Source organism: Sanguibacter sp. Leaf3 (assembly GCF_001425965.1).
Taxonomy (GTDB): domain Bacteria; phylum Actinomycetota; class Actinomycetes; order Actinomycetales; family Cellulomonadaceae; genus Sanguibacter; species Sanguibacter inulinus.
Genome location: NZ_LMRH01000002.1, coordinates 460,334 through 480,183, shown reverse-complemented (window position 1 = coordinate 480,183; position 19,850 = coordinate 460,334). Strand labels below are relative to the sequence as shown.

The window sequence follows — 19,850 nt, the reverse complement described above, 5'->3', positions numbered from 1 at the left end:
CGATGGAATTCCGGCAGGTCGACCTCGGGACCAGGCTCGTCAGCTTCGAGGAGACGTGGAGGCTGCAGCGCGAGCTGCACGCGGAGGTCGTCGCCGGGACACGGCCGGGCACCGTGCTGCTGGTCGAGCACGCCTCCGTCTACACAGCCGGTCGCCGGACCCGCCAGGCTGAGCGACCGACCGACGGGCTCCAGGTCGTCGACGTGGACCGCGGCGGCAAGATCACCTGGCACGGCCCGGGTCAGCTCGTCGCCTACCCGGTCGTGCCGCTCCCTGCCCCGGTCGACGTGGTCGCCTACGTCCGGCTGCTCGAGGACGCCGTCGTAGCGGTGTGCCGAGACCTCGGCCTCGAGACGGTCCGCGTCGAGGGCCGGTCAGGAGTCTGGTGCGCCCCGACCGCCGACCTCCCCGCCCGCAAGGTCTGCGCGATCGGGGTCCGGGTGGCACGGGACGTGACGATGCACGGCCTCGCGCTCAACTGCGACGCCGACCTCGCCCCGTACGCGGCGATCGTGCCGTGCGGCATCACCGACGCGGGGGTGACGACGCTCAGCCTCGAGCTGGGCCGGACCGTGACCGTGACAGAGGTCGCGCCGCTGCTCGAGGCGCACCTGCGCGCGCGCCTGCGTGAGCACCTCGGAGCCACCACGGCCTGACGGCCGGTCGCCGGACGAGGTGGCATCAAACGTCTCGGTCGATTGTTGTACGCTGACCAGAAACTATCTCTGGGGGACAGTACGTGACCATCGCATCCGAGGGGCGCCGCATGCTCCGTGTCGAGGCACGCAACGCCGCGACGCCGATCGAGAAGAAGCCCGACTGGATCAAGACCCGCGCCACCATGGGGCCCGAGTACACAGAGCTCAAGGGGCTCGTGAGATCCGGGGGTCTCCACACAGTCTGCGAAGAGGCCGGCTGCCCGAACATCTTCGAGTGCTGGGAAGACCGCGAGGCGACCTTCCTCATCGGCGGGGACCAGTGCACGCGGCGCTGCGACTTCTGCCAGATCGACACCGGGAAGCCGGCCGACCTGGACACCGACGAGCCGCGCCGGGTAGCCGAGTCGGTCCGCACCATGAGCCTGCGGTACTCGACGGTCACAGGCGTGGCCCGTGACGATCTCCCGGACGGGGGCGCGTGGCTCTACGCCGAGACGGTCCGCCAGATCCACGCACTCAACCCCGGGACCGGCGTCGAGCTGCTCATCCCCGACTTCAACGCCGTCCCCGAGCTCCTCGACGCCGTCAACGACTCCCGGCCAGAGGTGCTCGCCCACAACGTCGAGACCGTCCCGCGCATCTTCCGGCAGATCCGGCCCGGGTTCCGCTACGAGCGGTCCCTGTCCGTGATCACCCGGGCCCGCGAGGCAGGGCTGGTCACCAAGTCGAACCTCATCCTCGGCATGGGCGAGACGACCGACGAGGCCCGGGACGCCCTGCAGGACCTCTCCGACGCCGGGTGCGACCTCGTGACGATCACCCAGTACCTGCGTCCGTCCGTCCGCCACCACCCCGTCGACCGCTGGGTACGGCCCGAAGAGTTCGTCGAGCTCTCCGAGGCTGCCGACAGCATGGGCTTCTCCGGTGTCATGGCCGGTCCGCTCGTCAGGTCCTCGTACAGGGCCGGTCGCCTGTGGGGGCAGGCCATGCGCAGGCGCGGACTCGCGGTGCCCGAGACGCTCGCCCACCTCACCGAGCCGACGACGTCACGCCAGGAGGCGTCGAGCCTGCTCGCCCGCTGACGACCCGCTCTCCGGAGCACCATCGCGCCCCGCTAGACTGAGGACCATGGCCCGCAAGAACAAGGACGCAACCGCCACAGGCGTTGCCACAGACGCCCAGAGCGCCCCCAAGCAGAAGAAGCCGAAGAAGGTCCGCTGGTATCACCAGGTCTTCCAGGCCTACAAGATGACCTATGCGCGGGACCGCAAGGTGCCGTGGATCATGCTCGCGGTCTTCGTCGGCATCGTCGCCGTCGCCGTCGCGATCGGTCTCTGGTGGGGTCAGCCGATCTACATGGCGATCATCGGCATCCCCTTCGGGCTGCTCGGCGCGATGTTCGTGCTCGCCCGCCGCGCCGAGAGGTCGCAGTACGCGGAGATCGAAGGACAGCCCGGCGCCTCGCGCGCCGCGCTCGGCACGATCCGCCGCGGCTGGACCTTCGACGAAGAGCCCGCCGCCGTCGACCCGAAGACCCAGGACCTGCTGTTCCGCGGCCTGGGGCGTCCCGGGATCGTGCTCGTGACCGAGGGCCCCTCGAACCGCGTGAAGAAGCTCATCGACGCCGAGCAGCGCAAGCTCGGCCGCATCCTCTCGGGCGTGCCGGTCACGGTCGTCCAGTGCGGCAACGGCGAGGGCCAGGTCCCGCTGCCGAAGCTCGCGCGCCACGTGCAGAAGCTCAAGCCGAAGCTCACCAAGGCTGAGGTCGGCGAGGTCGGCAAGCGCCTCACCGCGCTCGGCAAGATCCGGATGCCGATCCCCAAGGGCGTCGACCCGAACCGCGCCCGCCCCGACCGCAAGGGCCAGCGCTGACCGCACCGCACACCAGGCCAGACCCAGAGCGACGCCCACCCCAGCAGGGGTGGGCGTCGCTCTGTCGTTCCCGGGTTGGGTCTCTGGCGTCGCGATGACCGCAGTATTAGCGGCGGACGATGACTGTGCGGGCGGCCTTGTCGTGGAGACCGCGGCCGTCGCCGTCCCAGATGACCGCGGGGATCACGAGGCAGAGCAGGACTCCGCGGATCGCGCCGCGGAGCAGACCGACGGACTGGATCTGGGGCACCTCGGGGCGGACGACCAGACCGAGCGCACGGTGCCCGATCGTGAAGCCGAGGCTCGAGACGAGCAGGATGTTCTCGACGGCGAAGACCGCGAGGGTGGCCATCGAGTGGTAGTCGAAGAGGGCCAGGCTGATGAGGCTCGCGACCACCCAGTCGATCACGAGCGCGGCGAGCCGCCGACCGACAGGTGCGAGAGACCCCGGACCTGAACGGGGCAGCCCGAGCCGCCCGCCGCGTCCGTCGTCGCCCTGCGGGGTGCCTTCGAGCCAAGAGCCGATGTCGTCACGTGATGCCACACCTCGAGGATACGTGGCGGGGCCCGCCGGCGAGCCCGTGAGGGCCATCCAGCACGTGACCAGACGCTGCTCACCCTGCGAGCATGCGGACCACCGGGGTCCGCTGGGCGGACACACGGACGTGACACAGGGCACAGGTTCGTAACATGCTTGAAACAGAGGGAACACGGTGGGGAAACCCACCGCCCCTAGGTTGGACATGCCCGTCACGCCAGGGCGACATCGAACAAGGAGTAGCGGATGTTCAAGAACGCCGAGGAGGCAATCGCCTTCACCCAGAACGAGGGCGTCGAGTTCGTCGACGTGCGGTTCTGCGACCTGCCAGGTGTGATGCAGCACTTCAACATCCCGATCTCACAGTTCGCCGAGTCGGCCTTCACCGACGGCATGATGTTCGACGGGTCCTCGATCCGCGGCTTCCAGGCGATCCACGAGTCGGACATGAAGCTCATCCCCGATGTCACCACCGCGTACGTCGACCCCTTCCGCAAGCGCAAGACGCTCATCGTCAACTTCTCGATCGTCGACCCCTTCACCGACGAGGCCTACTCCCGCGACCCGCGCAACGTCGCGTTCAAGGCCGAGGCGTACCTCAAGAGCACCGGCATCGCCGACACCGCGTTCTTCGCCCCCGAGGCCGAGTTCTACATCTTCGACGACGTGCGCTTCAAGACGTCCGCGAACGAGTCCTACTTCCACATCGACTCGAAGGAAGCAGCCTGGAACACCGGCCGCGTCGAGGAGGGTGGCAACCTCGGCTACAAGACCCGGTACAAGGGTGGCTACTTCCCCGTCTCCCCCAACGACCAGATGGCCGACCTGCGCGACGAGATGTGCGCAGTCCTCGGTGAGGTCGGTCTCGACGTCGAGCGCGCGCACCACGAGGTGGGCACCGCTGGCCAGCAGGAGATCAACTACCGCTTCTCGACCCTGACCGCGGCTGCTGACGACCTGATGAAGTTCAAGTACGTCATCAAGAACGTCGCCTGGGACGCCGGCAAGTCCGCGACCTTCATGCCGAAGCCGATCTTCGGTGACAACGGCTCGGGCATGCACTCCCACCAGTCCCTCTGGAAGGACGGCGTGCCGCTGTTCTTCGACGAGAAGGGCTACGGCGGACTCTCCGACATGGCTCGCTGGTACATCGGCGGTCTGCTCAAGCACGCCCCCGCGCTGCTCGCCTTCACCAACCCGTCGGTGAACTCCTACCACCGCCTGGTCCCCGGCTACGAGGCCCCTGTCAACCTGGTGTACTCGGCCCGTAACCGCTCTGCCTGCATCCGCATCCCGGTGACCGGCAACTCGCCCAAGGCCAAGCGCATCGAGTTCCGCGTGCCCGACCCGTCGGCGAACCCGTACCTCGCCTTCGCCGCGCAGCTGCTCGCCGGCATCGACGGCATCAAGAACCGCATCGAGCCCCCGGAGCCCGTCGACAAGGACCTCTACGAGCTCCCGCCCGAGGAGCACGCGGCGATCCAGCAGGTGCCCGCGTCGCTCGGCGAGGCCCTCGACGCCCTCGAGGCCGACCACGACTTCCTGACCGTCGGCGACGTCTTCACGCCCGACCTCATCTCGACGTGGATCGACTACAAGCGCACCCACGAGATCGACCCGATCCGCCTGCGCCCGCACCCGCACGAGTTCGAGCTCTACTACGACCTCTGACGGTCGCCGGGCCTGCGAGAGCAGGTCCGTGAGCTGAACGCACGCAGCACCCCGTCCGCCCTCGAGGCGGGCGGGGTGCTGTCGTCTGCCGGTGGACCGATACCTTGACGTCCGGTAGTCCCCGCCCGCACGTCGGCCACATCTCACGCTGGCGACCACCCACGGCGTCACATGTACAGCACCCCGAGCAGGCTCGATGCCGCCCGCAGCTCCGCCTGTCCGACCGTTCCTGCGGCAGCCTCTTCTAGAAGATTGATCGCCAGTGGGGTGTCAAGGTCAGCATCGAGTGCGCCCCTGACCGCACTCAGGAGGCCAGACTCCTCGGCATGCTGAGGCGCGGACCCGATCGCGCTACGAAGCCGATCTGCTCGGCGACGAGCAGCGTGGAGCCTCGTCCGGTCAGCGTCCAACGGTTCGGCATAGTGCGTCCCGAGATAGAGAAGCCGAACCGCATCGGGGCCGACCTCAGCGACCGCCTGATGGACGGGTATGACGTTCCCGGCACTGTTCGCCATCCTCTGACCGCCGACGTGCACCAATCCCGAGTGGATCCACGTCGTCGCGAGCTCGTCTCCATAGGCGAACGTGCCGGCCGCCATCTCGATCTCGTGATGGGAGTAGAGATCGACAGACCCGACGTGCACCGACACCGGTGTCCCGAGGTATGTGTGGGCGAGCGCGGCACACACGACACTCTCGTCCGGCAGACCCGTGCCCCAAGGGCTGCACCAGCCCGACGTCAGGTCTCTCCTCCACAGGAGCGGCTCTCGCCGCACATCCCACTGCTGTCCTGTGAAGCACATCATCGACCGGATGACTCCGTCAGGGTCCAGGTGCTCGAGATCCACGGAGGCTAGTGACGGTGCGCCTGTGAGACGAAGCCCCGCCTCGTCTTCTGTCGTCAGACCCTGGTCGTGGAGTGCAGCGACGAGGCCGATCATCGCCTCGATATGGTCGCTCGCCACGGGCCGTCGGTGAGACGCCCGCACTCCGATCGACGAGCTGTCTGCGAGGTAGGCCTCGACGCGTGCCGCGACGAACGACTGTCGCGTCTGGTCCGCAGCGGACGCTGCAGCATCTACCCGCCTGTCGACGTCCGAGACGGCCTGGACGAGCACTGCTTCAGCGCCTGCTGCATCGACTGCACGGCGCAGCAGGTCGGCGAGGACGAACGGCCTCGCATTCCCCAGGTGGATGCGCTCTCGCGGTGTGTATCCGCACGAGTAGATCCTGACGGGTTCGGCCAGATCGAGCGCATGAGGACGCCGGTCTCGGGAATCGACGAGGTGCATCAGGATCTCTGGAATCCGACTGAGGAGCTACGCCGTCCGGGTAGAGAGTCGCAGTTCATCTTCATCGTCGGTCTCCCAAGTGGGTCGTTCCGGTCAGGACCTCTGAGCGGATGACGGCTCTGCAGGTGTCCGCCACGTTCACTGCACGAAGACTTGGCAATCACGCCTGCACAAAGGACAAGGATGGCCCGGTCCGACAAAAAAGACAATCTGCTCTCAATATCTCTTCTGTCTCGCCAGCGTGCGCGAGCACCTTCGCGGTGAGGGGTGAGAGCCGCCTGAGTCCGGTCCATCACACCAACCGGGTCGGCGCGCCGCAGCCCGGCCTGAGAGACTGGTGGCTGTCGTCGTAGGAAAGGTCTCCCCCCATGCAGCAGGTCCAAGCCGTCATCGCCCGCGCCAAAGACGCGCCGGTCGAGATCGTCACCATCAACGTCCCCGACCCCGGGCCGGGCGAGGCCGTCGTGGCCATCCAGGCCTGCGGCGTCTGCCACACCGACCTGCACTACCGTCAGGGCGGCATCAACGACGAGTTCCCGTTCCTGCTCGGCCACGAGGCCGCAGGTGTCGTCGAGTCCGTCGGAGAGGGTGTCACCGAGGTCGCCCCCGGTGACTTCGTCGTCCTCAACTGGCGCGCGGTGTGCGGCGAGTGCCGTGCCTGCAAGCGCGGCGAGCAGCAGTACTGCTTCAACACCGCGAACGCCACGCAGAAGATGACCCTCGAAGACGGCACCGAGCTCACCCCGGCTCTCGGCATCGGGGCCTTCGCCGACAAGACCCTCGTCGCCGCAGGCCAGTGCACGAAGGTCGACCCGTCGGCCCGCCCGGCTGCTGTGGGCCTCCTCGGCTGCGGCATCATGGCCGGCATCGGTGCGGCCATCAACACCGGTGGCGCCACCCGCGGGAAGTCTGTCGCCGTCATCGGCTGCGGCGGGGTCGGCGTCGCCGCGATCGCCGGTGCCGCGCTCGCCGGTTCGAGCCCGATCATCGCCGTGGACATCGACGCCAAGAAGCTCGAGACCGCCAAGAAGCTCGGCGCGACCCACACCGTCGACTCCTCGCAGGTCGACCCCGTCGAGGCCATCCGCGAGATCGCCTCGAAGACCTACCCGGGCGCCGAGGGTGCTGACATCGTCATCGAGGCCGTCGGTCGCCCCGAGACCTGGAAGCAGGCCTTCTACGCCCGCGACCTCGCCGGCACCGTGGTCCTCGTCGGCGTGCCGACCCCGGAGATGACGGTCCCCGAGATCCCGCTGCTCGACGTGTTCGGCCGCGGCGGGTCGCTCAAGTCCAGCTGGTACGGCGACTGCCTGCCGCGCCGCGACTTCCCGATGCTCGTCGACCTGTACCAGCAGGGACGCCTGGACCTCGACGCCTTCGTCACCGAGGAGATCGGCATCAACGACATCGAGGCCGCCTTCGAGCGGATGCACGACGGCGACGTCCTGCGCTCGGTCGTGGTGCTCTGATGGCCGCCCGCACCGACCACGTCGTCACCTCGGGGACCTTCAGCCTCGACGGTGAGACCTTCGACGTCGACAACAACGTGTGGATCGTCGGCGACGACAGCGAGTGCCTCGTCATCGACGCACCGCACTCGGTCGACCAGATCCTCGCGGCCGTGGGTGACCGCCGGCTGACCGCGATCGTCTGCACCCACGCGCACGACGACCACGTGCGGGTGGCACCCGAGCTGCGCGAGCGGACCGGTGCGCCGATCTACCTGCACCCGGCCGACCGCCCCGTCTGGGAGCTGACGCACGGCACGTCGACCACATGGGACCACGACCTGTCCGACGGGCAGACCCTCGAGGTCGCCGGCACGACGCTCACGGTCCTGCACACCCCCGGTCACGCGCCCGGAGCGGTCTGCCTCTACGCCCCCGATCTCGGGAGCGTCTTCACCGGGGACACCCTGTTCAACGGCGGACCCGGCGCGACGGGTCGCTCCTTCAGCGACCGTCCGACGATCGAGGCCTCGATCCGAACCCGGCTCTTCGCGCTGCCGGACGAGACGGTGGTGCACACCGGGCACGGTGACGACACGACGATCGGCGCAGAGAAGACGAACCTCGACAGCTGACAGCGCCGCAGGCCGACCTGGTCGGTCCTCCACAGCGCCGGCCCCTCTCACGTGACGCGCGAGAGGGGCCGGCGCTGTCTTCTGTCCGGGGGCCGGCGCTGTCATGTGGGGCGCTTCCGGCACTGTCGCACGTCCCCTGTCTGACTCTGCGCGACCGAGCCTGCCCGTGTCGTGCCGCTAGCGTCCGGACTCCGAGAGCCGGCTCACCCGGCGCCCCTCGCCCTACCGCCGACGCGCGTCGATCAAGAACCGCGTCGAGTGCGCGACGAAGGACCCCTCACGCTCGATCACGTCGTGAAGGGCCCGAAGCCTCTCCTCGTACCCCTCGGCCGTGAATCCGGGGACCATCCAGATCACCTTGCGCAGGTAGTAGACGACAGCCCCCACGTCGAAGAACTCGGTGCGCAGCGTCTCGCTCCGCAGGTCGACGACCTCGAGCCCCGCCGCCTCCGCGTCACGCACGGCGTCGTCGGGGTGCCGCGCCCTGTAAGACTCCTGCGGCAAGGGCCCGAGGAAGTGCTCGACCAGGCCGAACATGCTCGCGGCACCGACCTGCTGGGACAGGTACGTGCCCCCGGGCTCGAGCACCCGGGCGATCTCGTCCCACCAGACCGTCACCGGGTGGCGGCTCACCACGAGGTCGAAGGCACCGTCGGCGAAGGGCAGCGGGGGCTCGTCCGGGTCCGCGACGACCACCACCCCACGTGGACGCAGCAGCCTCGTCGCGACCGTGACGTTCGGCGGCCACGACTCGGTGGCCGCCATGACGGCGGGGAGCACGGGAGCCCCCGCGAGGACCTCTCCCCCGCCGGTCTGCACGTCGAGCGCCGCGGACGACACCGCGAGCCGCTCCGACATGATCCGCTGGTACCCCCACGACGGGCGTTCTTCGGTCGCCCTGCCGTCGAGCCAGCTGAAGTCCCAGCCGTCGACGGAGACGGCCGACGCCTCGGCGACGAGGTCTTCGTAGGTGCGTGACATGCTTCGATGCTGCCCGGTCTGTCCGCCCGGGCGCAACGAGATTGCGTCTCGAGCGTCCCGCGCGCCTATCCCGGCATCGCAGCAGGAAGGCCCGAGGCCTCCGCGCCGGACGACGACGGCGCAGACTCACGGACCACCAGGTGCGTCGGCAGGATGATCGGGCTCGGGCTCTCCCCGTCCATCACCCGGATGAGCATCGACGCCATCTCGTGCCCGAGGGCCCGGACCGGCTGGTGGACCGTGGTCAGCGGCGGGTCGGTGTGCCGGGCGACGTCGAGGTCGTCGAAGCCGACGACGGCCACGTCGCCCGGCACCGTCCGACCGTGCGCCCGGAGCGTGCTGACGGCACCGGCAGCCATGTTGTCCGACGCCACGAAGACGGCGTCGAGCTCAGGGTCGGCCGCGAGCAGGCGAGCCATCGCCTGAGCCCCGCCGTCGTGACTGAAGTCCGCCTGCTCGACGAGCGACGGCGCCAGTCCTGCCACGGCCATCGCGTCGACGAAGCCCTGCCAGCGGGCCACCGAGGCCTCCTGGTCCATCGGCCCGGTGATGACCGCGAGGCGCCGACGCCCCGAGCGGAGCAGGTGCTCGGTCGCGCTCCGCGCACCTCCGCGGTTGTCTGCGTCGACGTACCAGCGAGGGTCGCCGGTGAGCGGGCGCCCGCAGAACACGATCGGCAGGTCTGTCGCGTCGGCCACCCGTGCCAGGGGGTCGTCGCGGCGCAGCGCCATGAGCATCACGCCGTCGGTCCGGCGCGAGCGCAGCAGACGCTCGATCCGCGCCTGCCCGTTCGGGGCCGAGGCCAGCACCAGGGTGAGGTCGAGCTCGGCCTTCTCGAGGACCGTGGCGACCCCGACCACCACCTGTGAGAAGAACGGGTCGCCGAAGAAGGCTGGGTCGTCCCCGGAGAAGGCGAGGACGACCGAGCCGACCCTGTTCGTCACGAGCGCGCGGGCCGTGGCGTTCGGGACGTAGCCCAGCTCCTCGGCGGCCCGCTCGATCGCCTCACGCTTGGCCGGGCTCACGTTGCGGGCGTTGTTCATGGCGCGCGACGCCGCCGACCGCGACACCCCGGCCCGCCGCGCCACCTCGTCGAGCGTGGGTCGTCTGGACCTGTGGCTCGACGGGAGGCTGGGCGGGCGGGGCGGCGCGGACGACGGGTCGTGCATCGGGTCCTCGGGCATGGCGGTCAGCCTACTGTCAGGCGCGGGCCCCCGGCGCTGACCCGTCACGGCTGCGTCGACCACGTCGCGCGACGCCGGTCGCCGTGAACCCCGCGACGAGCAGCAGACCGGCGACGACGACCCACGCAGGGTCCGCCCCTGTGGCGGCGAGCGCTCCGCCGCGACCGTCCTGCGCCCCGCCACCTGCCCCACGAGCCGTCTCCTCGACGGGCGGGTCGACGACCGGTGACGGCGCCACGACCTCGGGACTCTCGGTCACCTCGAGCGTCGCGGGCTCGGTGTAGACGCCACCGAAGGCGTTGGCGAAGTACGCCCTGTACTGAGCCCCCTCCCCCAGCCTCGCGGTGAGCGTGAGGGTCGTCGAGGTCGCCTCGGGCACGTCCGTCCAGACTCCTGCGGTCAGCCGCTGCCACTGGACGTCCGGTGCCGGGCTCCCGGTCGCGGCAGCGCTCATGCTGGCCTGCTGGCCGTCGACGGCCGTGACGTCTGCGGGGTCGCTCGTCACGACCACCACGGTCCCCGCGCCCGAGGCGTCGCCGTCCTGCTGGTCGGCGACGAAGGACGCGACCCAGGTGAGCGCGGAGTTCCAGTTGACCGTGATCTCGTTGGTCGACCAGGACTGGATGTCGTCCACGTAGCAGGCCTGCGGGGCACACATGCGGTCAGGCCCGTAGAGCGACTTGATGACGGGGTCCCACGTGACGGCGTCGGAGTTCGGGCCACCGGACACCGAGCCGCGCGGAGGGTTCGGCAGCGACGGCTCGAGGGAGTGGGCGAACCAGCGGCTGTGCTGGTTCTGGGAGAACTGCTGCCCGTACCCCGTGACGTACGAGTTGTTGAGCGCGTTGCGGCCGAGCAGGTAGTCCATCGACTCGAGCACGGCGTCGGCGAAGCGCTGGTCGCTCGTGAGGTCGAAGGCTGTGCCCAGCACGACCTGGTTGTTGAGGATCGCGCTGTTCGAGCCCCAGCTGTAGATCCCGTCGGACCCCGGGTAGGCCGTCCCGAAGGGTTCACCCTGCTGCCATGCGATGTACCGCTCGGCCGCCTCGACGACCGAGTCGCGGACCGCGGCGCGTCCTGGCAGGTCGGACTCGACTGTCGCGAGGTCGAGCCGGCCGAGCGCTGCCGTCTCGAACCAGTTGAATCCGCCCGACGTCCAGATGTCCGCCGTGTGGTACTCGCTCGCCAGGACGTGGTCCTCGAAGACCTGGTCCCCCGTGGTGAGGAAGAGCTCGGCCGCGGCCCAGTAGAGCTCGTCGCCGACGGAGTCGTCGTCGTAGGGTCCGCTGCCCGTGCTCGGGTCGTCGTTGGGAGCCGGGGCGTAGAGGTCGGGGGTCCGCAGCGCGGCATCCCACGCGACTCGCCCGGCCGCGAGCAGGTCGGCGGCGAACTGCGGGTCGTACTGCTCCCACAGCCGGGCCCCCTGGGCGGCGACCGCGGCGAAGTTCAGCGTGGCGGCCGTCGAGGGCCTGTGCAGATAGCGCTCCTGGGCGTCCTGCGAGGGCAGGAGCGGCAGGCCGGTCCAGTCAGCGTCGGCGACCTTGTGGTGCACCATCCCCGGGTACATGGCGGCGTCGGCCGGCACCTGCATCTTCATCATCCACTCGAGCTCCCAGCGTGCCTCGTCGAGGACGTCCGGGACCCCGTTCGTCTGCTCGTCGAGCGGGATGTTCAGCGTGCCGTCCCCGAGGTCCGCGCCGGCTCCGGTCGGGCTGGTCAGGGTCCGCTCGTAGGTGGAGAGGAGCTGGGCGACGGCGATGCCACCGTTGACCACGTACTTGCCGTGGTCCCCGGCGTCGTACCACCCACCCGTGACGTCGGCCGTGTAGTCGCACGTCCAGTCTCCGTACATCCAGTACTGCCCCTCGGTCTCCGGCGTGAGGCACGCGACGTCGACGTCTCCGCGGTTGGGGCCGCCGTCGGCGCCGTCGGGAGTGCCGACGTGCCCTGCCGGACGGCTGTACTCCTGCGCGTCCGGCTGGCCGACCATGAGCGAGCCGTCGATCTCGATGCCGCTGCGGGCCGGGTAGAAGTAGTTGAGCGCGTCGTAGCGCAGCTGCTGGTAGATGTCCGCTCCGACGGTGAAGTCGTAGCTCTCCTCACCGTCCGCCACGAGGGTGTACGTGCCGGGCGCGGTCACGCCCGAGAAGTCGATCTCGTGGACAGCCACGCCTGCTGTCGGGTCGAGCCCGGCCGGCGCCGTGGTCCCCGATGCGACAGTCACGCCCTGGGCGTCGTGCAGCTCCCACGGGAGAGCGGCGGGTGCGTCTGTCACGAGGGTCGCCTCCTTCGGGCCTGCAGGCAGGTAACCCACCTGGTTGACCCGCACCCGTGGGCCCGTCTCCGGGGTGTAGGGCGGAGTCTCGGTCCCGCTCAGGAGCGAGACGTCGTCGAGGCAGAAGGTCCACGGGGTGTCCGAGCCGCCGACCTGGAACGAGATCTCCCCGATGCCCGGGCTCGTGGCGCCGTCGGTCGGGAAGCCCCGCTCGGCGGTGAAGGTGTAGGTGTAGGAGCGCATGTCGGCGCTGAGCGTGGGGTTGTTCTCGAGCAGGACCGTGTAGGGGTCCTCGTCGTCGCCGATGATCGCGCGGACCGGTCGGCCGTTCGAGGAGCTCGCGTCGAAGGAGAGGGTGTAGGTGGTGCCGGGCTCGATGACGATCCCGTTGTACCCGACGATCTGGTCCCACCGGTTCGAGGTCCCGGCACCGAGCTCGACGCACAGGACGCCGTCGGTGACAGCGCTCGTCACACCGGGTCCGACTGCGTAGAAGGGGGCGATGGCCCCGTCCTCGAAGTCACCTCCGACGACCTGCTCCGCAGGGTCGGTCGGATCGGTGGGGTCTGTCGGATCGGTGGGGTCCGTGGGGTCGGTCGGGTCGGTCGGGTCCGTGCGCTCCGTGATCGAGACGTCGTCGATGCAGACGGTGTACGGGACAGCCTGCGCACCGAGCTGGAGCACGGCGAGCCCGCTCGTGGTCGTCCACCCGTCGGCGAGCGGGGACCCGGCGTCTGTGCTCGTCGTGGGCCACGTCGCCGGCGAGACCGTGAGCTCGACGTGCTGCGGGGTCGCGGTGCCGTCGAGGACCACCTGCCGCGCGGAGGTCGCCGGGTAGGTCGCGCCGACCTGGAGCGGGAGGGTGACCGGCTGGTCGGCCCGGGCGTCGAAGGACATCGTGTAGGTGGTGTCGCGGTCGAAGGTGAGGTCGTCGTGCTGGGCGGCGACGTCCCAGGGATTGGTGCCTCCCGAGACCGTGGAGCAGAACTCCTCGGTCGCGGTCGAGGTGGTGACGCTGCCCGAGCTGGCGTAGGAGTGCCACCCCTCGGGATCGCCTCCGGTGAAGGTGTGCTCCGTGCTCAAGGGGCTGGCTGTCGCCGCTGGTGCGACAGCGGTGGCGAGCACCAGCGCTGCCGAGATCGATGACGCGGTCAGGACGGCGAGCGCCTGTCGTGCATGACGAGGGGAAACCACGATGTCTCCATTCTGTGCGGGAGCGCTCCCACACCTGGTCGGGGGAGACGGTCTCGCGAGCGTGCCCCGGAAACTATCACCTGGATGAGAGTGGGAGCAAGCCGGGAGCGCTTCCAGTTAGGCGGGGCCTGCCAGCGGAGCGACGCACGGCGTGGTCCAATGTCCCTGCACCTGCGTGCCCTGTGCCCGCCTCTGCAGGAGGCACGCCCGTGCCTTCCCCAGGACCCACCCGAGAGCCGTCGAGCCATGAACCTGTCCCCCGCAGCGCCTGCCGCGCCCCCTGCGTCGTACTACTCCCGGCGTCCTCCGCGCTGGCTGGGCCGGGCGCTCTTGTCCGGGGTGGTGACGGTCTTCGCCGCGATCTTCGTGTGGCGCGCCCTCGGCTCGCTCACGAGCCTCATCGTCAACCTCATCATCGCGCTGTTCCTCGCGCTCGCGATGGAGCCGATGATCTTGTGGCTGGTCAAGCACGGCTGGAAGCGCGGGGCTGCGACAGCCTCGGTACTGTTCAGCCTGCTGGCTGCAGCCGCCGCGGTCATCGCGCTCTTCGGCCGGATGTTCCTCGAGCAGGCCGGTGACCTCATCCGGTCGCTGCCCAGCACCTACGACTCCGTGACGCTCTGGGCGGAGAAGCAGTTCGACGTCGTGATCCCCGAGATGGAAGACCTCCAGGCCCAGCTGCTGCAGGACTACGGCAACGAGGTCGCCTCGCGTGCCCTGGCGATCGGCACCTCGGTGATCGGTGGCCTCTTCGCCTTCGCGACGATCTTGCTCGTCTCGTACTACCTCGCTGCGGCCGGCCCCAAGTTCCGTGCGTCGATCTGCGGGTGGCTGCGACCCAAGAACCAGACCGAGGTGCTGCGCCTGTGGGAGATCACGCAGATCAAGATCTCGGACTACATCAACTCGCGTGTGGTGCTCGCGGCGATCGCGAGCTTCTTCACAGGGGTGTTCCTCACGATCATCGACATCCCGTACGCGCTGCCCCTCGCGCTCTTCACAGGGGTCGTCTCGCAGTTCGTGCCGACCATCGGTACCTACATCGGCGGTGCGCTGCCGATCGTCTTCGCGCTCACGGGCGGCAGCTGGCAGAAGGCCGTCATGGTCCTCGGGTTCATCATCCTGTACCAGCAGGTCGAGAACATGTGGCTGTCACCGAAGATCTCGGCCCGCGCCCTCCAGATGAACCCCGCGGTGTCCTTCGTCGTGGTGCTCGCCTTCGGCGCCGTCTTCGGCGCTCTCGGTGCCTTCCTCAGCCTGCCCGTCGCCGCGACCATCCAGGCCGTCGCGACCACGTACCTGCGCCGACACGAGCTCGTGGACTCCCACATGCTGCACGACCCCGCACCCGGTGACAGCGACGGAGGCGAGGAGGAGTCCAGCGACGGGGCGGCGGAGGCCGACGAGAGCACGGCAGCCGCCGCTCGAGCGACAGCGCACGACTCGGCAGCCGACGGGCGCGCGCAGTCTGAGCCTCCGCTCCCGGACCGCGGCACGGACGGCACCCGGGACTGATCGCCGCCCTGCGCTCAGTCCTCGAAGTCGTAGAACAGCCGCTCGACGACGGCACGCGCCCGTCGCGCCGAACGCAGGTAGTCCTGCTCGAGCTGCGCGCCGCTGCCGGGCGGGTAGTGCACCACGCGGGCGATCCCGCTGAGCGCCGCGATGTCGGAGGGCAGGACGTCGGCCGTCGCCCCGCCGACGCGTCCGGACCACAGCACGAGGGCGTCGCGCAGGTTCGAGGCGAGCTGCCAGGCCTCGGACAGGACGTCGGCGTCGTCGCGCTCGACGAGCCCGGCGACGACCGCCGCCTCGAGCCCGGCGAGCGTCTCGGTGGTCCGCAGGCCCTCGACGGCGTTCCCGTGCTGCAGCTGGAGCAGCTGGACGGTCCACTCGACGTCGCTGATCGCGCCGCGCCCGAGCTTGAGGTGCCGTGCCGGGTCGACACCACGGGGCAGCCGCTCGGCCTCGACCCGTGCCTTGATACGTCGGATCTCCCGGACCGTCGCCGCGTCCAGCCCGGAGGCCGGGAAGCGGAGCGGGTCGATGAGCCGCTCGAAGTCCGCCCCGAGCGTCTCGTCGCCCGCGACAGCCCGGGCACGCAGCAGCGCCTGGCTCTCCCAGGCAGCCGACCAGCGGCCGTAGTACCCGGCGTAGGAGTCGAAGGAGCGCACGAGAGGACCGTTGCGGCCCTCGGGGCGCAGGTCGGCGTCGACCTGGAGCGGCGGCTCCTCACTCGACCCGCTGAGCGACGACCGCACCTTGCGTGCGACGTCGAGGGCGTACCTCTGGGCGACGGCGTCCTCGGTCCCGGGTGACGCCCTGTAGACGAACATGACGTCGGCGTCCGAGCCGTAGCCGAGCTCACGGCCACCGAGGCGGCCCATCGCGATGATCGACATCGCGGCGGGAGCCTGCGCCCGGGTCAGCCCGGCCTCTTCGCACAGCACGAACTCCGCGACGCGCAGCGCCCCGCGCAGCACGGCGTCTGCGGCGTCGGAGATGCCCAGCGCCGCAGCAGGCGCCTCGCACAGCCCGAGCAGCTCGGCGCACGCGATCCGGGCGAGCTCGCGACGGCGCATCGCCCGCAGCACGGTGATGGCCCGCACCTGGTCGTCAGCGCGGGTCAGCACGGCGTCGGACTCCGCGACCAGACGGGCGAGCGGACGGGGCGTGAGGTCGCTGTCCTCGGCGAGCCAGGTGACCGACTCGGGCGAGCGACCGAGGGCTTCCGCGACGTAGCGAGACGTCGAGAGGAGCGAGGCGAGCCTGTAGGCGGCGGACCCGGAGTCCCGCAGCAGCTTGAGGTACCAGTGGGTGGTGCCGAGCTCTTCGGAGAGCCGCCTGAAGGCGAGCAGCCCACCGTCCGGGTCCGAGCCCTCGGCGAACCAGCCGAGCATCACGGGCAGCAGCTGACGCTGGATCGCGGCCCGCCGGCTGACCCCTTCGGTGAGCACGGCGATGTGGCGCATCGCGCCCTTGGGGTCGCGGTAGCCGATGGCCGCGAGGCGCGCGCGGGCTGCCTCGGGCGCCAGGCTCGCCTCTTCGGCCGACAGCTGGGCCGTGGCGGGCAGCAGCGGCCTGTAGAACAGCTCTTCGTGGAGCGTGCGGACGTCGCGGCGCACGGTCTTCCAGCGTTGGACGAGCCCCTCGGCGCCGTCGCTGCGCATGCCGGCCGAGCGCGCGAGTCGACGCAGGTCCTGCTCACCTGTCGGCATGAGGTGCGTGCGCCGCAGGTTGACCAGCTGGATGCGGTGCTCGAGGACCCTCAAGAACCTGTAGCAGACGGCCAGCTGGGCGGCGTGCTCGCGGCCCACGTACCCGGCGCTGGCGAGTGCCGCGAGGGCGGTCAGCGTGTTGGAGCTGAGGATCGACGGGTCGGACCGCCCGTGCACCAGCTGGAGCAGCTGGACGGTGAACTCGACGTCGCGCAGCCCACCCTTGCCCAGCTTGAGCTGACGGTCGGCCTCGGCGGCCGGGACGTTGTCCTCGACGCGGCGGCGCATCGCCTGGGAGTCCTCGACGAAGTTCTCCCGCTCGACGGCCGACCACACGAGCGGGGTGATCGCCTCGGTGTACGCCCGCGAGAGCTCGACGTCCCCGGCCACGTGGCGGGCCTTGAGGAGCGCCTGGAACTCCCAGGTCTTGGCCCAGCGCTCGTAGTACGAGACATGGCTGGACAGGGTACGCACGAGCGGCCCGTTCTTGCCCTCGGGACGCAGCGCGGCGTCGACGGGCCACAGCGCCGGCACGCTGCTCGGCCCTCCCCCGCACACCCGGGTGAGGATCGTGGCGAGCTTCGCGCCCGCGGCCATCGCGTCGCTCTCGTCGGTCCCCTCGGTCGGCTCCGCGACGTAGACGACGTCGACGTCGCTCACGTAGTTGAGCTCGCGCCCGCCGCACTTGCCCATCCCCAGGACCGAGAGCCGGACACCGGCACCGTGGTCGGGCAGCTCGCCGCGGGCGACCGCGAGAGCGGCCTCGAGGGCCGCCGACGCGAGGTCGGCCAGCGCGGCGGCGACGGCCGGCAGGATCGACAGCGGCTCGGGCGACGTGAGGTCGCTCGCCGCGATCCGCAGCAGCCGGCTGCGGTAGGCCCGGCGCATCGCGTCGGTCGCCTCGATCTCCGGCCTCCCGGCGACCGGGACGTCAGCCTCGGGGTCCGCCCCGACCGCGCGGAGCAGCTCGGCCCGGACCAGGTTGACGTCGACCCCGACCCCGCTCGTCGTGTCGCTCACGACGTCGAGCAGCTCGGGGTGCCGCACGAGCTCGTCACCGAGCGCGACCGAGGCGCCGAGGACGCCCAGCAGCCTGTCCCGGACCAGCTGCTCGTCCGGGGCGAGGTGCACGGCGTCGATGCCCTCGGTGTCCCCCGACAGCAGGCGTCCCAGCAGGGCGGCGCGCTGCGCGTGGTCCGGGTCGACGGTCGCCGCGCAGCACAGCCGGATGAGGGCGATGAGCGCGAGGTCGGGGTCGGCCGTGGCCGCGAGGGCGGGCAGCAGGGCTGAGCTCGGCTGCACCTCCCCCACGACGGCCGTGAGGTCTTTGTCCCCGCACAGCTGGGCTGCGCGCGCGACGTCGGAGAAACCGAGCCGGGTGAGTCTCCCGGTCAAGGACGTGGTCCGGGAGGTGCTCACCATCAGCGTGCTTCCGTCAGTCGGTCTGCGGGCAGGTCAGGGCGGGTCGTGGGCGTCGGCCGGGTCAGAGGACCTGGAGCAGGCGCTTGAGCTCGAAGGGCGTGACCTGCTGGCTGTAGCCCTGCCACTCCTGGCGCTTGTTCTTGAGCACGAAGTCGAAGACGTGCTCGCCGAGGGTCTCGGCGACGAGCTCGGACTTCTCCATGAGGCTGATCGCGTCGTCGAGGGTCTGCGGGAGCGGCTTGATGCCGAGCGCGCGACGCTCGGCGTCGGTGAGCTCCCACACGTCGTCGTCGGTCGCCTCGGGCAGCTCGTAGCCCTCTTCGATGCCCTTGAGACCGGCCGCGAGCGTGAGCGCGAAGGCCAGGTACGGGTTGGCGGCGGTGTCGAGCGCGCGGTACTCCACGCGGCTCGAGTTGCCCTTGCCCGGCTTGTACATGGGCACCCGCACGAGCGCGGAGCGGTTGTTGTGGCCCCAGCAGACGTAGCTCGGGGCCTCGGCCCCGCCCCACAGGCGCTTGTAGGAGTTCACGTGCTGGTTGGTAACGGCGGTGATCTCGGCGGCGTGCACGAGGAGACCGGCGATGAAGTGACGGGCCGTCTTCGACAGCTCGTACTGCGCCCCGGGCTCGTGGAAGGCGTTGCGGTCCCCCTCGAAGAGCGAGAGGTGGGTGTGCATGCCCGAGCCCGGCTGGTCGGCGAGCGGCTTGGGCATGAAGGAGGCGAACACGCCCTGCTCGAGCGCCACCTCCTTGATGACCGTGCGGAAGGTCATGAGGTTGTCGGCCGTGGTGAGGGCGTCCGCGTAGCGCAGGTCGATCTCGTTCTGGCCGGGGCCCGCCTCGTGGTGGGAGAACTCGACCGAGATGCCCATGGACTCGAGCATCGTGATCGCGGCGCGGCGGAAGTCGTGACCCTGCGTGCGGGCGACGTGGTCGAAGTACCCGCCGTGGTCGATCGGGACCAACGGGCCGTCGGCCGTCGGCGGCTCGAAGAGGTAGAACTCGACCTCGGGGTGCGTGTAGAAGGTGAACCCCTGGTCAGAGGCCTTCGCGAGGGCGCGCTTGAGCACGTTGCGGGAGTCCGCGAGCGAGGGCTCACCGTCGGGGGTGAGGATGTCGCAGAACATCCGGGCGGTCCCGTGATGTTCACCACGCCAGGGCAGCACCTGGAAGGTCGTGGGGTCGGGCCGGGCGATCATGTCCGCCTCGTAGACGCGCGTCAGCCCCTCGATGGCGCTGCCGTCGAAGCCGATGCCCTCGGAGAACGCGGACTCGAGCTCGGCCGGTGCGATCGCAACGGACTTGAGCATCCCGAGCACGTCGGTGAACCAGAGGCGGATGAAGCGGATGTCGCGCTCCTCGACCGTGCGGAGCACGAACTCTTGCTGCCTGTCCATGGGTCCATCATGGCTGATGCCAGAGGCTTTTGGTGCGCGACAGACGGAAATCGCCGAGGGAAAGC

The 19,850-nt window shown here is 70.0% G+C and carries 14 protein-coding genes; 7 read left to right on the top strand and 7 right to left on the bottom strand.

Going from position 1 to position 19,850, the window contains the following annotated elements; translation table 11 throughout:
* The first annotated feature begins 2 nt into the window (after nucleotides 1–2).
* The 3 genes from lipB (at nucleotide 3) to ASG53_RS09560 (ending at nucleotide 2,531) form a co-directional block, all read left to right on the top strand.
* A complete protein-coding gene (gene lipB, locus ASG53_RS09570; RefSeq protein WP_056132034.1) occupies nucleotides 3–656 on the top strand; it encodes a lipoyl(octanoyl) transferase LipB in 654 nt (217 codons plus the stop codon).
* 83 nt (nucleotides 657–739) lie between these two features.
* Entirely contained in the window at nucleotides 740–1,741 is a 1,002-nt protein-coding gene (gene lipA, locus ASG53_RS09565) for a lipoyl synthase (protein ID WP_056132031.1), read from the top strand.
* A gap of 46 nt (nucleotides 1,742–1,787) precedes the next feature.
* Nucleotides 1,788–2,531, top strand: coding sequence for a DUF4191 domain-containing protein (locus ASG53_RS09560; RefSeq protein WP_056132028.1), 744 nt, complete (start codon nucleotides 1,788–1,790; stop codon nucleotides 2,529–2,531).
* A 106-nt stretch (nucleotides 2,532–2,637) separates the two neighbouring features.
* Here the strand turns inward: ASG53_RS09560 and ASG53_RS09555 are convergent, their stop codons facing one another.
* Nucleotides 2,638–3,075, bottom strand: a complete 438-nt coding sequence (locus ASG53_RS09555) for an RDD family protein (RefSeq protein WP_156382740.1) — start codon at nucleotides 3,073–3,075, stop codon at nucleotides 2,638–2,640.
* 240 nt (nucleotides 3,076–3,315) lie between these two features.
* Between ASG53_RS09555 and glnA the strand changes: the two genes are divergently transcribed.
* A complete protein-coding gene (gene glnA, locus ASG53_RS09550; RefSeq protein WP_056132023.1) occupies nucleotides 3,316–4,740 on the top strand; it encodes a type I glutamate--ammonia ligase in 1,425 nt (474 codons plus the stop codon).
* Nucleotides 4,741–4,907: 167 nt separating this feature from the next.
* Here the strand turns inward: glnA and ASG53_RS09545 are convergent, their stop codons facing one another.
* Nucleotides 4,908–6,032, bottom strand: coding sequence for a hypothetical protein (locus ASG53_RS09545; RefSeq protein ID WP_082543952.1), 1,125 nt, complete (start codon nucleotides 6,030–6,032; stop codon nucleotides 4,908–4,910).
* A gap of 368 nt (nucleotides 6,033–6,400) precedes the next feature.
* Here ASG53_RS09545 and ASG53_RS09540 point away from each other — a divergent pair, with 368 nt between their 5' ends.
* Complete coding sequence (locus ASG53_RS09540; protein WP_056132018.1) at nucleotides 6,401–7,501, top strand: S-(hydroxymethyl)mycothiol dehydrogenase; 1,101 nt, start codon at nucleotides 6,401–6,403, stop codon at nucleotides 7,499–7,501.
* Nucleotides 7,501–8,115: an MBL fold metallo-hydrolase gene (locus ASG53_RS09535; protein ID WP_056132015.1), complete on the top strand. Its 615-nt coding sequence runs from the start codon at nucleotides 7,501–7,503 to the stop codon at nucleotides 8,113–8,115. Before ASG53_RS09540 ends, ASG53_RS09535 begins: the two co-directional genes overlap by 1 nt.
* A gap of 222 nt (nucleotides 8,116–8,337) precedes the next feature.
* Here the strand turns inward: ASG53_RS09535 and ASG53_RS09530 are convergent, their stop codons facing one another.
* From ASG53_RS09530 to ASG53_RS09515, 3 genes are all read right to left on the bottom strand, one after another.
* Nucleotides 8,338–9,096 (bottom strand): class I SAM-dependent methyltransferase, encoded by a 759-nt coding sequence (locus tag ASG53_RS09530; RefSeq protein WP_056132012.1) that lies wholly within the window; start codon nucleotides 9,094–9,096, stop codon nucleotides 8,338–8,340.
* A 65-nt stretch (nucleotides 9,097–9,161) separates the two neighbouring features.
* Nucleotides 9,162–10,280: a LacI family DNA-binding transcriptional regulator gene (locus ASG53_RS09525; RefSeq protein ID WP_235533892.1), complete on the bottom strand. Its 1,119-nt coding sequence runs from the start codon at nucleotides 10,278–10,280 to the stop codon at nucleotides 9,162–9,164.
* A gap of 16 nt (nucleotides 10,281–10,296) precedes the next feature.
* Nucleotides 10,297–13,638, bottom strand: coding sequence for a glycoside hydrolase family 9 protein (locus tag ASG53_RS09515; protein WP_235533891.1), 3,342 nt, complete (start codon nucleotides 13,636–13,638; stop codon nucleotides 10,297–10,299).
* 357 nt (nucleotides 13,639–13,995) lie between these two features.
* Between ASG53_RS09515 and ASG53_RS09510 the strand changes: the two genes are divergently transcribed.
* Entirely contained in the window at nucleotides 13,996–15,264 is a 1,269-nt protein-coding gene (locus ASG53_RS09510; RefSeq protein WP_056132000.1) for an AI-2E family transporter, read from the top strand.
* 14 nt (nucleotides 15,265–15,278) lie between these two features.
* Here the strand turns inward: ASG53_RS09510 and ASG53_RS09505 are convergent, their stop codons facing one another.
* Nucleotides 15,279–18,389 (bottom strand): bifunctional [glutamine synthetase] adenylyltransferase/[glutamine synthetase]-adenylyl-L-tyrosine phosphorylase, encoded by a 3,111-nt coding sequence (locus tag ASG53_RS09505; protein WP_056131997.1) that lies wholly within the window; start codon nucleotides 18,387–18,389, stop codon nucleotides 15,279–15,281.
* Nucleotides 18,390–18,450: 61 nt separating this feature from the next.
* Nucleotides 18,451–19,785 (bottom strand): glutamine synthetase family protein, encoded by a 1,335-nt coding sequence (locus ASG53_RS09500; protein ID WP_056131994.1) that lies wholly within the window; start codon nucleotides 19,783–19,785, stop codon nucleotides 18,451–18,453.
* Nucleotides 19,786–19,850 lie beyond the last annotated feature (65 nt).